General features: G+C 70.0%; 15 protein-coding genes. 3 read left to right on the forward strand and 12 right to left on the reverse strand.

The features are described 5' to 3' along the window. The first annotated feature begins 88 nt into the window (after window positions 1-88). Window positions 89-511: a DUF4190 domain-containing protein gene (locus D9V41_RS18470; RefSeq protein WP_243697203.1), complete on the forward strand. Its 423-nt coding sequence runs from the start codon at window positions 89-91 to the stop codon at window positions 509-511. Between the two features lie 47 nt (window positions 512-558). Here D9V41_RS18470 and D9V41_RS08245 read toward each other — a convergent pair whose 3' ends face one another. The 8 genes from D9V41_RS08245 to hisF are packed head-to-tail and all read right to left on the reverse strand — an operon-like array spanning window position 559 to window position 7014. After that, window positions 559-990, reverse strand: coding sequence for a DUF2752 domain-containing protein (locus D9V41_RS08245; RefSeq protein ID WP_121794083.1), 432 nt, complete (start codon window positions 988-990; stop codon window positions 559-561). Window positions 991-1003: 13 nt separating this feature from the next. Then, window positions 1004-1495, reverse strand: a complete 492-nt coding sequence (locus D9V41_RS08250; protein WP_121794084.1) for an RDD family protein — start codon at window positions 1493-1495, stop codon at window positions 1004-1006. Continuing rightward, window positions 1495-1695: an HGxxPAAW family protein gene (locus tag D9V41_RS08255; protein WP_121794085.1), complete on the reverse strand. Its 201-nt coding sequence runs from the start codon at window positions 1693-1695 to the stop codon at window positions 1495-1497. Before D9V41_RS08255 ends, D9V41_RS08250 begins: the two co-directional genes overlap by 1 nt. Before the next feature lie 41 nt (window positions 1696-1736). Further along, on the reverse strand, window positions 1737-2312 hold the full coding sequence (locus D9V41_RS08260; protein WP_121794086.1) for a Trp biosynthesis-associated membrane protein: 576 nt from the start codon (window positions 2310-2312) through the stop codon (window positions 1737-1739). Further along, entirely contained in the window at window positions 2309-2653 is a 345-nt protein-coding gene (hisI, locus tag D9V41_RS08265; protein WP_121794087.1) for a phosphoribosyl-AMP cyclohydrolase, read from the reverse strand. Before hisI ends, D9V41_RS08260 begins: the two co-directional genes overlap by 4 nt. 24 nt (window positions 2654-2677) lie before the next feature. Continuing rightward, the gene (locus tag D9V41_RS08270; RefSeq protein ID WP_121794088.1) at window positions 2678-4450 is read right to left on the reverse strand and encodes an ABC transporter ATP-binding protein; all 1773 of its coding nucleotides are present in this window, start codon (window positions 4448-4450) and stop codon (window positions 2678-2680) included. Next, complete coding sequence (locus D9V41_RS08275; RefSeq protein WP_121794089.1) at window positions 4443-6263, reverse strand: ABC transporter ATP-binding protein; 1821 nt, start codon at window positions 6261-6263, stop codon at window positions 4443-4445. The genes D9V41_RS08270 and D9V41_RS08275 overlap by 8 nt, the downstream gene beginning before the upstream one ends. Further along, the gene (gene hisF, locus D9V41_RS08280) at window positions 6253-7014 is read right to left on the reverse strand and encodes an imidazole glycerol phosphate synthase subunit HisF (RefSeq protein ID WP_121794090.1); all 762 of its coding nucleotides are present in this window, start codon (window positions 7012-7014) and stop codon (window positions 6253-6255) included. The genes D9V41_RS08275 and hisF overlap by 11 nt, the downstream gene beginning before the upstream one ends. A gap of 33 nt (window positions 7015-7047) precedes the next feature. Between hisF and D9V41_RS08285 the strand changes: the two genes are divergently transcribed. Beyond that, a complete protein-coding gene (locus D9V41_RS08285; protein WP_121794091.1) occupies window positions 7048-7671 on the forward strand; it encodes a hypothetical protein in 624 nt (207 codons plus the stop codon). Between the two features lie 387 nt (window positions 7672-8058). On the opposite strand, the gene priA is transcribed toward D9V41_RS08285, so the two are convergent. Beyond that, the gene (gene priA, locus D9V41_RS08290) at window positions 8059-8784 is read right to left on the reverse strand and encodes a bifunctional 1-(5-phosphoribosyl)-5-((5-phosphoribosylamino)methylideneamino)imidazole-4-carboxamide isomerase/phosphoribosylanthranilate isomerase PriA (RefSeq protein ID WP_121794092.1); all 726 of its coding nucleotides are present in this window, start codon (window positions 8782-8784) and stop codon (window positions 8059-8061) included. A gap of 82 nt (window positions 8785-8866) precedes the next feature. Here priA and D9V41_RS08295 point away from each other — a divergent pair, with 82 nt between their 5' ends. Further along, entirely contained in the window at window positions 8867-9511 is a 645-nt protein-coding gene (locus tag D9V41_RS08295) for a YitT family protein (RefSeq protein ID WP_121794093.1), read from the forward strand. Window positions 9512-9516: 5 nt separating this feature from the next. Here the strand turns inward: D9V41_RS08295 and hisH are convergent, their stop codons facing one another. Genes hisH through D9V41_RS08310 form a run of 3 tightly spaced genes read right to left on the reverse strand, consistent with a single transcriptional unit; the run spans window position 9517 to window position 11833 of the window. Next, on the reverse strand, window positions 9517-10158 hold the full coding sequence (gene hisH, locus D9V41_RS08300; RefSeq protein ID WP_121794094.1) for an imidazole glycerol phosphate synthase subunit HisH: 642 nt from the start codon (window positions 10156-10158) through the stop codon (window positions 9517-9519). Continuing rightward, window positions 10155-10757 carry an imidazoleglycerol-phosphate dehydratase HisB gene (hisB, locus tag D9V41_RS08305; RefSeq protein ID WP_121794095.1) on the reverse strand — a complete coding sequence of 201 codons (603 nt, stop codon included), beginning with the start codon at window positions 10755-10757 and terminating at the stop codon, window positions 10155-10157. Before hisB ends, hisH begins: the two co-directional genes overlap by 4 nt. Next, entirely contained in the window at window positions 10754-11833 is a 1080-nt protein-coding gene (locus tag D9V41_RS08310; RefSeq protein WP_121794096.1) for a histidinol-phosphate transaminase, read from the reverse strand. Before D9V41_RS08310 ends, hisB begins: the two co-directional genes overlap by 4 nt. Window position 11834: the final 1 nt, after the last annotated feature.

Genomic DNA, 11834 nt, shown 5'->3' on the forward strand with positions numbered 1-11834 from the left:
CCCGACGGTCCTGGGCTCCGAGCCGGGTCGGCCGCCCACGGACCCACCGATAGGAAACGGACCTCGCCGCACCCTATGCTGTGGTGCCATGAGCACCCAGGAACCGCCCGCGGGCGGCAACCAGAATCCGAACGACCCCACCTCGTCCGGTCTTCCTCCCTATGGCGGCTCCGGAACAGGCGAGCCTGCCGGCGGCTACCCGCCCCCGCCCCCGGGCGGCGGTTACGGCGCGCCGGGCGGTTACGGCGCGCCCCAGGAGACCAACAAGAAGGCGATGTGGTCGATGATCACCGGCATCCTCGGCATCGTCTGCTGTGGACCGCTCGCGATCGTCGCCCTCGTCCTCGCCAACAACGCCCGCAAGGAGATCTCGCAGACCGGTCAGAGTGGCTCGGGCATGGCCACGGCCGGCTGGTGGCTCGGCATCGTGGGCATCGCCCTGTGGGTGCTGGGCACCGTGCTGTACGTGGCCGGCGTCCTGACCTTCGGCGTCGACTCCACCACCTACTGAGCGTCAGCGTAACGACGGCCGGGCCCTCGGGCCCGGCCGTTCGTCGTCTACGGCGCCAGCCACGCCCCTTGCGGGGTGAGCCGGGCGATGCCGAAGACGAGCGCCACCGCCAAGAAGGCCCAGGCCCAGGCGGTCGTGGGCTTCAAGAACGGCGCGTCGCTGCCCCCGACGCGACGGACGAGCCAGAGGAGCCAGGCGCCGGCCAGGAACGCCAGCAGCCCCACGGCCATGGCATTGCTGGACAGCGCGCCGACCCAGTCGCCGTTCGTCACCAGGTTCACGGCGCGCAGACCGCCGCAGCCGGGGCACGGATGACCGGTGAGCAGCAGGTAGGGGCAGTAGCCGTAGGAGCCGGAGTCGTGGGGATCTCGCAGGTGCAGCAGGGTGAGCGCCGCGGCACCGCCGAGCCCGGCGAGCAGCGGACCGCGAAGCAAGCGGCCCCGCGACGCGGTGGCGGGCGGTGCCGGTGATGCGCTCATGCGTCCACTGTAGTCAGCGCCGCACGACCCACGCGTCGGCCAGCAGGTCGTGCCAGGTGCGCGCCTGACGGTCGACGACCGCCCACAGATAGGTCAGCAGGCACGGCAGCGCCAGCACGAGGCTGAGGACCCACCGCAGCAGTCCCCGCCCGGCACCGAGCGATTCGCCGGAGTCGCGGGTCACGACGAACAAGCCGAGCCGTCGTTTGCCGAGCGACTGACCCGTGCGCCCCTGCCTGATGCCGCGGTTCCAGGCGGCCACGGCGACGAGGGCGAGCAGGGCCACCGCGAGCAGGACGAGGCCGGCGGGCGGCACGGATTCGAGGACCCGCGCGCCGTCGGGCCGCCGGGTCCAGGTGCCACCCAGGACGATGATGGCGATCGCCGGGACACCGAGGACCAGGCCGGCGGCGACGGAGATCAACGTGTCAAGCAGTGCTGCGAGCGCCCGGGCGGAAAGTCCAGCCGAGGCGTGAGGGGGCGCCGAGGAACCCCCGGGCGTCATCAGTGCTGCGTCTCGCGATCGGCGCCGAGACCGGCCATCGAGAGGATCTTGCCCAGCGGCAGCGCGCCGACGGCGAGCACGCAACCGATCGCGAACAGCGTCCAGTTGGGCTCGGGGATCAGCGCGATGGAGCCCACGGTGAAGCCGACGAGGCTCACGATGACGGCGGTCCAGGCGGCGGGCGACGATCCGTGCGACATGATGCTGCTCTCCCTCGGGGGTGACGTGTTCGGGACACAGCCTACTCGGTGGGATCCCTGCCCTCGTCGAACGCCTTCCACATGTCCGACTCGTCGGTCTCGGCCGGTCGCGCACCCGGTGCTTCGTAGCGGCTGGACATGGTCGGCCACGCCGGCGCGAACCGCACGGTGACGGCGCCGGCGAGCGCAGCGACGGCCAGGCCGGCGATCGTCGCGAGCCGCGATGGCGTGAAATCGGCGGCGTCAGGCTGATTGGTTCCGGTGAACGAGGCGGACTCGCGGACGGCGTCGTCGAGGGCACTGTCGACCGCGGCTCCCGAGCCGATCGCGACCCAGGCGAGCGACGACATCGCCACCGTCACGACGACCACACCGAGCACGCGACGCACGCGCGGTGAGCCGGCGAGTAGCGCGAGCGCCGAGGCGAGGAGCACCAGTCCGAGTGCGGACACGACGGGCATCGCCTCGGCGCCGGTCACCGTGAGTTCGTCGTCAGGCAGACCCTCTGCCGTGAGCGTCGTCGCGCCCCAGGTCTGACGCATCGTGAGGAAGGTGAGTCCCCCTCCGGCGACGAGCGCCAGCACGGTGGGCGCGAACCAGCGGCGTGGACGGCTCATCGCAGCCGGTCGGTGTCGAAGCACGTGGTGGTCCCGGTGTGGCACGCGGGTCCGACCTGGTCCACGATCAGCAGCAGCGTGTCGCCGTCGCAGTCGAGGCGGACCTCACGGACGGTCTGGGTGTGGCCGGACGTCTCGCCCTTGACCCAGTACTCCTGACGGCTACGGCTCCAGAACGTGGACCGCCCGGTGCTCAGGGTGCGATGCAAGGCTTCGTCGTCCATCCAGCCGAGCATGAGGACCGCACGACTCGTGGCGTCCTGCACGACGGCAGGAACGAGACCCTGCGGGTCCCGCTTGAGTCGAGCGGCGATCTGCGGATCCAGGGATGAGGACGTCACCGGGCCATTGTCCCAGGAGCACCCTCACCCGCCGAGGGAGGCTTGGGCCACCCAGCTCGCGTGGAGGCGCGCGTACACGCCATCGGCCTTGACGAGGTCGCGATGATGGCCGTCCTCGACCAGTCGCCCCGCATCGAACACCAGCACCCGGTCGGCGTTCTCGGCCGTCGAGAGCCGATGCGCGATCGTGACACTCGTTCGTCCCTCGAGCAGGCGGTCGAGCGCCCGGGTCGCCCGCAGCTCGGTCTGCGGGTCGACGGCCGACGTCGCCTCGTCCAGAACGAGGAAGGCGGGATCGGCCAACGCCGAGCGGACGAGCGCGACGAGTTGACGCTCGCCGGCCGACAGCGACTCCCCTCGCTGCCCGACGGGTGTCTCCAGCCCTCGCGACAGGCCGGCGTACCAGTCGGCGAGACCGAGAGCCGCGATCGCCTCCTCCAGTTCGCCGTCGGTGGCACCGGAGCGGCCGTAGCGCAGGTTCTCGGCGAGCGTGGCGTCGAACAGGAAGCCCTCCTGCGGCACCATCAGCACGTGGCGGCGCAGCTCGGCGAAGCTCACCCGGGCGATGTCCACTCCGCCGAGCAGCACGTGGCCCTCGACCGGGTCCATCAACCGCGTCAGCAGCTTGGCGAACGTGGTTTTACCCGAGCCGGTCTCCCCCACGATCGCCACCCGTTCCCGCGGCGCGATCTCGACGTCGACCTCGTGCAGTACGGGCGGGCCTCCGGGGTACGCGAAGGTGACCTTGTCGAACCGCGCGCCGAGGTCGCCGTCGGGCAGCCGAAGTCCGGTGTCGCCCGGGTCGACGACGTCGGCCGGCGTCTCGAGCAGCTCGATCACCCGGCGCCACGAGGCGATGGCGTTCTGCGCGTCGGAGATCACCTGCGTGGCCTGCTGCGCCGGCCCGGTGAACAGGCCGACGAGGAAGATGAACGCGATGACGGTGCCCATCGACAGCTGGTCGAGCATCCCGAGCCACAGGCCGATGCCGAGGACGCCCGCGTTCGCCAGTCCACCGACGATGATCGCGGAGCCGAAAGTGCCGGCCGTGATCGTCTGGGCCCGGATGTTGTTGCCGTAGTTGGTGCGGACCGCGTGGTCGATCCGCTCCTGCGTCCGTCCCTCGACGCCGTACGAACGCACGACGGAGGCGCCCACGACCGGCTCGGCGATGACCGCGAGCATCTCCCCCACGCTGTGCCGCACGCGGTCATACGCCCGCGACATCGCCGCGGCGAAGTACTTCAGCGCGAGTGCCAACGGCACGAAGGCGATCAGCACGACGAGCGTGAGCTGCCAGGACAACGCGGCCATGACCACCGTCGCGACGATCATCTGCCCGACGCTCGTGATCATCATCATCCCGGTGAACTGCAGGAACTGGGAGATCTGGTCGACGTCGGACGTGACGCGCGAGACGAGCGCACCGCGGCGCTGGGTGTTCTGCGTCAGCATCGACAGATCGTGCACGTGCCGGAACGCCTTCACGCGCAACTCGGTGAGCCCGCGCTCTGTCGAGGTGAAGATCCGGACCTTGGACCACCAGCCGGTCACCATGATCGCGACGATCACCGCCGCAGCGAGACCGATGTACCCGCCGATGTGCCCGGTGTCGACCCCACTCGGGTCGCCGAGCCCGTCGTCGATCGCCTTGCGTACGACGATCGGAATGACGGCACCGCCGGCGGTGCTCGCCAAGGCGAGGAGGAGGGTCATCAGGAGTCCGTCGGTGATCGACGGCGAGAGCCGGAGGCCGCGGCGGATCACCGCGAGGCCACCCTCGCGCTGCTCACTCATGATCTACCTCCTCCCGCGCCTGGTCGTACGCGTCGACGATGTTGCGGTAGGCCGAGGAGCGCTCGCGCAGCATGTCGTGCGGACCCCGATCGACGATGCGGCCGTCGACGAGGAAGATCACCTCGTCGGCCAGCCCGATGGTCGCCTTGCGGTAGGCGACCACGAGCACGGTCGGGCCGGCCCCGGACTCGCTGCGACGGGCCAGCGCCCGCAGGATTCGTTGCTCGACCTCGGGGTCCAGCGCGCTCGTCGCGTCGTCCATGACGAGCAGCCGAGGCGAACGGACCAACGCCCGCGCGAGCGCGATGCGCTGACGCTGCCCGCCGGAGAGACTCGTGCCGCGCTCCCCCAGTTCGGTGTCGAGCCCGTTCGGTAGCGCTGCGACGAAACCATCGGCCTGAACGTCGCGCAGGACGTCCCACACCCGTTCGTCGCTGACGTCGCGGTCGAGCACGATGTTGGCCCGGACGGTGTCGTCGAAGAGGAACGTCGACTGCGGTACGAGCGCCACGGCCTCGGTCAGCCCCTGCTGGGAGAGCTCGGTGACGGGCACTCCGTCGTACCGCACCTCTCCGGCGTCGGGATCGACGAGGCGCGTGACCAAGGACGTGAGCGTGCTCTTGCCGCTTCCGGTGGATCCCACCAGCGCGGTGACCCGGCCCGCGGGGACCGTGAAGTCGACGTCGCGGACCACCGGAACACCGGGCGCGTCGGGATGGCTGTACTCCAGGTGCTCCACGTCGAGTCGCAGCGCGCCGCTGCCGGGCAGCGTCGATTCGCCGTAGGGCATGTGGGCGTCGTCATCGAGCACATGGCGGACCCGCTGCCAGCCCACGACCGCGCGCGGCAGCTCGCCGAGCACCCAGCCGAAGGCACGCACGGGCATCGCGACCACGGTGAACAGGAAGGCGACCTGGACGACGTCGCCGGGGTCGGCCGCCCCGGTGGCGATGCGTGAGGCGCCGATGAGAATCACCAGTAGCACCCCGAAGTTCGGCAGCGCCTCGATGACCGGATCGAAGAGGGCACGCATACGGCCGACCGCGATGTTGGCGTCCCGCAGCTGCTCGCTGATGCGCCCGAAGCGAGCCGTCTCGTCCGCCTCGCGGCCGAGCGACTTGACCACGAGCGCTCCGTCGAATGACTCGTGCGCGACGGTAGAGACGTCGCCCCGCAGGCTCTGCGCCCGGGCCAGTCGAGGCCCCTGCCAGCGCTGGTACACGGCGTTGACGACGAACAGCAGCGGGAAGACCACCAGACCGACGAGGGTCAGCACCGGATCCGCTGCGGCCATCGTGCCGATCGCCGCGACGAGCATCGCCACGACACCGATGGCCATCGGCAGTGGCATGAAGACGCTCCACGTGGCCTCCACGTCGGCGTTCGCGTTGCTCAGCAGCTGCCCCGTCGGGTGGCGGTGATGCCACCGCAGCGGCAGTTGAAGGTACTTGCGGGTGACGCGCAGTCGGTCCTCGCGGACGAGCCGGTAGAAGACGACGCCACCGATGAGGCGGCGACCGATGACGCCGACCATCCGCAGCAGTGCCGCGCCGAGGAACAGGCCGATCCCGGCCCACATCGCGCCGGCGACGATCTCGCCACGTTCGAAGGAGGGTCGAATGACCGCGTCGGTCGCCCAACCGAGCACCCAGGCGTCGGCGACGGTCATGACACCGAACAGCAGCGAGAAGACGACCGCGAGCGTGAACATCGCGGGCTCGCGACGGATGCCGACGCCCATCACCGCGAAGCCGCGCCGGGTCAGCCGCTCGGACTGAGTCGCGGCGAGGGTGTCCAGCTGGTCAGCGGACATCGTGGCCCGCCGCCCGCAGTGCCTCTTTGACGGCGCCCACCGTCAGATCGCCGAAGTGGAAGACGCTCGCGGCGAGGACGGCATCCGCGCCGGCGTCGACGGCGGGCGCGAAGTGGTCGAGGTGCCCCGCCCCGCCGCTCGCGATCAAGGGGACCCGCGTCGCCGATCGGACGGCGCGGATCATCTCCAGATCGAATCCTCGCTTCGTGCCGTCGGCGTCCATCGAGTTGAGCAGGATCTCCCCCGCGCCGAGCTCGCTGGCCGTGCGGACCCACTCGACGGCGTCGATACCGGCCGACCGCCGACCACCGTGGGTGGTGACCTCGAAGCCGCTGGGCTGGTCGGGGGCACGACGCGCATCGACACTGAGCACGAGCACCTGGTTGCCGAAGCGCTGAGCGATCTCGGCGATGACCTCAGGTCGAGCGATCGCGGCCGTGTTGATCCCGACTTTGTCCGCCCCGGCCCGCAGCAGCCGGTCGACGTCCTCGGGCGTGCGCACGCCCCCTCCGACCGTCAGCGGAATGAACACCTGCTCGGCAGTCTGTCCGACGATGTCGTACGTCGTGGACCGGTCGGCGCTGGAGGCGGTGATGTCGAGGAACGTCAGCTCGTCGGCGCCCTCGGCGTCGTACACCCGGGCCATCTCCACCGGATCGCCCGCGTCGCGCAGATCGACGAAGTTGACCCCCTTGACGACACGGCCCGCATCGACGTCCAGACAGGGAATGACTCGGACGGCTAGGCTCACTCTCTGAGACTATCTGGGCGAGTGGGAGACACGATGAAGAAGGTCCTGGCCATGGCGGCCGCGGCAGTGGTTCTGGCGGGATGCGGCACCGGGGACACGAACGAACCCGACGCCAGCGCTCCGACCACACCAGCGCCGACGACCTCGTCGCCCAGCCCGGAGCCCAGCCCCGCCGCCGATCTCCCCGCTGCCGCCGATCTGCTCGTGGTCCCCGGAGCGGTCGGTGACGCGCGCGTGGGCATGACCGTCGACGAGGCGCTCGCCACCGGACTGTTCGACGCAGACGTTCAGGTACTGGACTGCGGCGAGGGCACCCCGAAGAGCCCGCTGGCCTGGAAGGAACCGTTGCGCGACACGCTCGACGTCTACGTCGCCGACGGCAAGATCACGTCGATCGGTGTGAGGGCCGAGGGCCCGAAGAGCGCCGAGGGACTCGGCATCGGCAACACGCTCGCCGATTTCCGCGGCGTGTACGAGACGGCCGAGATGCGCGAAGCAGGGTTCGGTCAGACCGGCCTGTTCGTCACCGACGGTACGCAGTGGCTCGGCTTCCTGTTCGACGCGCAGGTCGAGCAGATGGCCCAGGACACCCCGGTGACCTTCATGGAGGTCACCGGCGGCGAAGGCCGCCCCTCCCTCTCCCGCGACGCCTGCTGACCCCGAAGCCGGCTGAGTAGCGACCATCGGCGGGCGTATCGAGACCAACCCGCCCAACGTGGGCCTCGATACGTCGGTCGCTGAGCGACCTCCCACTCGACCACCGAGGACCGGCTCAGGTGGTCGAGTAGCGGCGAGCTCTGCGAGACGCGATGGAGCCGTGGCAATGAGGGCGTAGCCGCCACGGAGCGAGACCACTCAACGCAACGTGGTCTCGATACGGCCTCCGCAGAGCTCCGGCCTACTCGACCACCTATTGCCGGGTAGCGACGAGCTCTGCGCCCCGCGTATCAAGACCACCGCAGGTAAGGGCGTAGCCGCGACGGAGCGCCACCACCACAAGCTCAAGACGTTGGGACGTCGGCGGAACGATCCTGACCGAGTAGCTCAGACCTCGGCCACGGCGGCGAGCGCCTCGGGGAGCGTGAACGCGCCCGCGTACAGCGCCTTGCCCACGATGGCACCTTCGACGCCGATCGACGTCAACGAGGCGATCGCCCGCAGGTCGTCCAGGCTGGAAACGCCGCCTGATGCGACGACCGGCTTGTCGGTGAACTCGCACACCTGACGCAGGAGGTCCAGGTTGGGACCCTGCAGCGTGCCGTCCTTGGTGACGTCGGTGACCACGTAGCGCGCGCACCCGTCACGTTCGAGTCGCTCGAGGACCTCGAACAGGTCGCCGCCCTCCTCGGTCCAGCCGCGAGCCGCCAGCGTGCGGCCACGGACGTCCAGGCCCACGGCGATCCGGTCGCCGTGCTCGGCGATCGCGCGGCGGCACCATTCGGGGTTCTCCAGCGCGGCCGTACCGAGGTTGACCCGGCGGCAACCGGTCGCCAATGCGGCCTCGAGGGAGGCGTCGTCGCGGATACCACCGGAGAGCTCGACCTTGACGTCGAGCCGGCCGACGACCTCGGCCAGCAGCTCGCGGTTGTCGCCCTTGCCGAACGCCGCGTCGAGATCGACCAGATGAATCCACTCCGCCCCGTCGGTCTGCCACTGCAACGCGGCATCGAGGGGCGATCCGTAGGAGGTCTCGCTGCCGAGTTCACCTTGGACGAGTCGGACGGCCTGGCCATCGGCCACATCGACGGCGGGGAGGAGCTCAAGAGTCACGACCCCGATCGTATCGGCGCCGCCGCTGCCGTCGGCGGCGGCCGCTCGTACAGTGGTCCAGCCGTCGACCGCAGGAGGATCCGTGGAGCCAGAGCACAGCGAGCCCGGCCGCGATGTGAGCGAGCCGACCACCGTGACGCTGCCGCATACGCCCGCCGAGGACGTGCTCGGCGTACTCACCGGCACCTTCCTCGCGTCGCTCGGCCTGTACCTGCTGAACGCGACGCAGGCCGTCACCGGCGGCACGGCCGGATTGTCGCTGCTGCTCTCCTACGCCGTCGCCGCACCGTTCGCCGTGCTGTTCGTGGCCGTGAACCTGCCGTTCTTCGCGCTCGCCGTCTGGAAAAAGGGCTGGCTGTTCACCGGCAAAACCGTCCTCGCGGTACTGCTGGTCTCGGCCTTCTCATCGCTGCATCAGCACGTGATGCCTCTGACCGAACTCGATCCGGTCTACGCCGCGATCACCGGCAACCTCCTGGCCGGCGTCGGACTGCTGATCCTGTTCCGGCACGGAGCGAGCCTCGGTGGATTCAACATCCTCGCCCTCATCCTCCAGGAACGCGCAGGGCTGCGCGCCGGCTATGTGCAGATGGGGCTCGACGTCGCGGTCGTGGTGGCAGCGTTCGCCGTCGTCCCGGTGACCAACGTGCTGCTGTCGGCCGCGGGCGCGGTCGTGCTGAACATCGTGCTGGCGTTCAACCACCGACCCGAGCGATACCGCGCCTGACCTGGTTACAGGGTCGCGAGCCAGTTCTCCAGCAGTCGCCGTCCGGCGTCGCCGGACTTCTCGGGGTGGAACTGCGTCGCCCAGAGCGGGCCGTGCTCGACACCGGCGACGAAGCGATCGCTGTCGTAGTTCGTCCAGGTCACCTGCGGTGGCGTGAACGGACCGCCGCCCTCGAGCTCCCACCGGCGGACGCCGTACGAGTGCACGAAGTAGAAGCGCTCGTCCGCGATCCCCGCGAACATCCGCGAACCCTCGGCAACCTCGACGGTGTTCCAGCCCATGTGCGGCACGATGTCGGCCTGCAGACGCTCTACCGTGCCCGGCCACTCACCGCAGCCGGCTGTGCGCACGCCGTGCTCGATGCCTTCGCCGAACAGGATCTGCATGCCGACACAGATGCCGAGCACAGGTCGGCCGGCGATCAGCCGGCGCTCGATGATGCGCTCGCCGTCGACCGACCGAAGACCGCGCATGCACGACTCGAAGGCCCCGACACCGGGAACGAGCAGACCCGCAGCGTTCTCCGCCTCCGTCGGGTCGGCCGTCAACACGACGTCGGCGCCGGCCCGTTCCACGGCGCGCACAGCTGAGCGCAGGTTGCCCGACCCGTAGTCGAGGACCGCGACGCGGGGCGCGGCCGGAGTCATAAGGCTCCCTTGGTACTCGGGACCCCCGATTCGCGCGGATCCAGCGCGACCGCCTCGCGCAGCGCCCGCGCCAGGGCCTTGAACTGAGCCTCGGCGATGTGGTGCGGGTCGCGGCCGCTGAGCAGCGTCATGTGCAGGGTGATGCCCGCGTGGTGCGCGATCGACTCCAAGACGTGCGAGGTCAAGGACCCGATGTACTGGCCGCCGATGAGGGCGGTGATCTGGCGCTCGGGCTCACCGCTGTGGACGAAGTACGGGCGTCCGGAGACGTCCACGACGCACGTCGCGACGGCCTCGTCGAGCGGGATCGTGGCATTACCGTAGCGGCGGATGCCCGACTTGTCGCCGAGCGCTTCGCGCAGCGCGTCGCCGATGCAGATGGCGGTGTCCTCGACACTGTGGTGCGCGTCGATGTGCAGATCGCCCTCGGTATGAACCGTGAGGTCGATGAGCGAGTGCCGGCTCAGTGCCGTGAGCATGTGGTCGTAGAAGCCCACGCCCGTGCTGATGTCGGCCGTTCCGGTGCCGTCGAGGTCGAGTTCGACGACGACGTGGCTCTCGGAGGTCTTGCGCTCGATGCGGGCAGTACGTGCGGTCATCGGGGATCGACCTCCATGAGTGCGGTGTAGAAAGCGTTCATCTCCTCGGGCGTGCCGACGGAGACCCGTAGCCAGCCTTCGGGACCAGTCTCCCGGATGAGCACGCCTCGATCGACCAGACCCTGCCACACGGCGTGGCGATCCTCGAAGCGGCCGAAGAGGACGAAGTTCGCATCGGACTCGGCCACGGCGTATCCGCGCTCCCCCAGCCATGCCGCCAGCTCGTCGCGGGCCTCGCGGAGCGCGTCGACCTGCGCGAGGAGTTCATCGGCGTGCGCGAGCGCCGCCGTCGCCGCGGCCTGCGTCACGGCGGAGAGGTGGTACGGGAGGCGGACGATGCGCAGCGCGTCGATGATCGCCGCATCCGCGGCGACGTACCCGAGCCGACCGCCGGCCAACGCGAACGCCTTGCTCATCGTGCGGGTCACCAGCAGCCGCGGATGCGTGTCCAGCAGCTCCAGCGCCGTCGGCGTCCCGGCACGCCGGAACTCGGCGTATGCCTCGTCGACGACGACCACGCCCGGGGCCACCTCGAGCACCTCCTCGACCGTCGACAGCGGCAGCGCGGTGCCGGTCGGGTTGTTCGGCGAGGTCAGCAGCACGACGTCGGGCTGTTCGGCCTTGATGAGCTCGACGGCCTCCTGCGGGTCGACGCTGAAGTCCTCGGCCCGTCGACCCGTGACCCAGCGCGTGTGGGTGTCGCGGGCGTACTCGGGGTACATCGAGTACGTCGGAGCGAAGGACACCGCGGCGCGGCCGGGACCGCCGAAGGCCTGCAGGATCTGCAACATGACCTCGTTGGAGCCGTTCGCCGCCCAGACGTTCTGCGCAGACAGGCCATGACCGAGGTACTGCGCGAGTCGTTCGCGCAGCTCGACGGCCTCACGATCCGGATACCGGTTCAGCCCGAGCGCCGCCGCACGCACCGCCGCGGCGATGTCGTCGGCGACCGCCTCGCTGGGTGCGTAGGGGTTCTCGTTGACGTTGAGACCGATGAGTCCGGGAAGCTGAGGGGCGCCATACGGCTCGAAGCCGCGCAGATCCTCGCGGATCGGCACCCAGGAGGGCAACGGCATG

The organism is Aeromicrobium phragmitis, assembly GCF_003674095.1.
GTDB lineage: Bacteria > Actinomycetota > Actinomycetes > Propionibacteriales > Nocardioidaceae > Aeromicrobium > Aeromicrobium phragmitis.

Excerpts from the sequence above, each read along its gene's own strand:
- D9V41_RS18470 (WP_243697203.1), top strand. The coding sequence starts at position 89 with ATGAGCACCCAGGAACCGCCCGCGGGCGGCAACCAGAATCCGAACGAC.
- D9V41_RS08245 (WP_121794083.1), bottom strand. The coding sequence starts at position 990 with ATGAGCGCATCACCGGCACCGCCCGCCACCGCGTCGCGGGGCCGCTTG.
- D9V41_RS08250 (WP_121794084.1), bottom strand. The coding sequence starts at position 1,495 with ATGACGCCCGGGGGTTCCTCGGCGCCCCCTCACGCCTCGGCTGGACTT.
- D9V41_RS08255 (WP_121794085.1), bottom strand. The coding sequence starts at position 1,695 with ATGTCGCACGGATCGTCGCCCGCCGCCTGGACCGCCGTCATCGTGAGC.
- D9V41_RS08260 (WP_121794086.1), bottom strand. The coding sequence starts at position 2,312 with ATGAGCCGTCCACGCCGCTGGTTCGCGCCCACCGTGCTGGCGCTCGTC.
- D9V41_RS08270 (WP_121794088.1), bottom strand. The coding sequence starts at position 4,450 with ATGAGTGAGCAGCGCGAGGGTGGCCTCGCGGTGATCCGCCGCGGCCTC.
- D9V41_RS08275 (WP_121794089.1), bottom strand. The coding sequence starts at position 6,263 with ATGTCCGCTGACCAGCTGGACACCCTCGCCGCGACTCAGTCCGAGCGG.
- D9V41_RS08285 (WP_121794091.1), top strand. The coding sequence starts at position 7,048 with ATGAAGAAGGTCCTGGCCATGGCGGCCGCGGCAGTGGTTCTGGCGGGA.
- hisH (WP_121794094.1), bottom strand. The coding sequence starts at position 10,158 with ATGACTCCGGCCGCGCCCCGCGTCGCGGTCCTCGACTACGGGTCGGGC.
- hisB (WP_121794095.1), bottom strand. The coding sequence starts at position 10,757 with ATGACCGCACGTACTGCCCGCATCGAGCGCAAGACCTCCGAGAGCCAC.
- D9V41_RS08310 (WP_121794096.1), bottom strand. The coding sequence starts at position 11,833 with ATGCCGTTGCCCTCCTGGGTGCCGATCCGCGAGGATCTGCGCGGCTTC.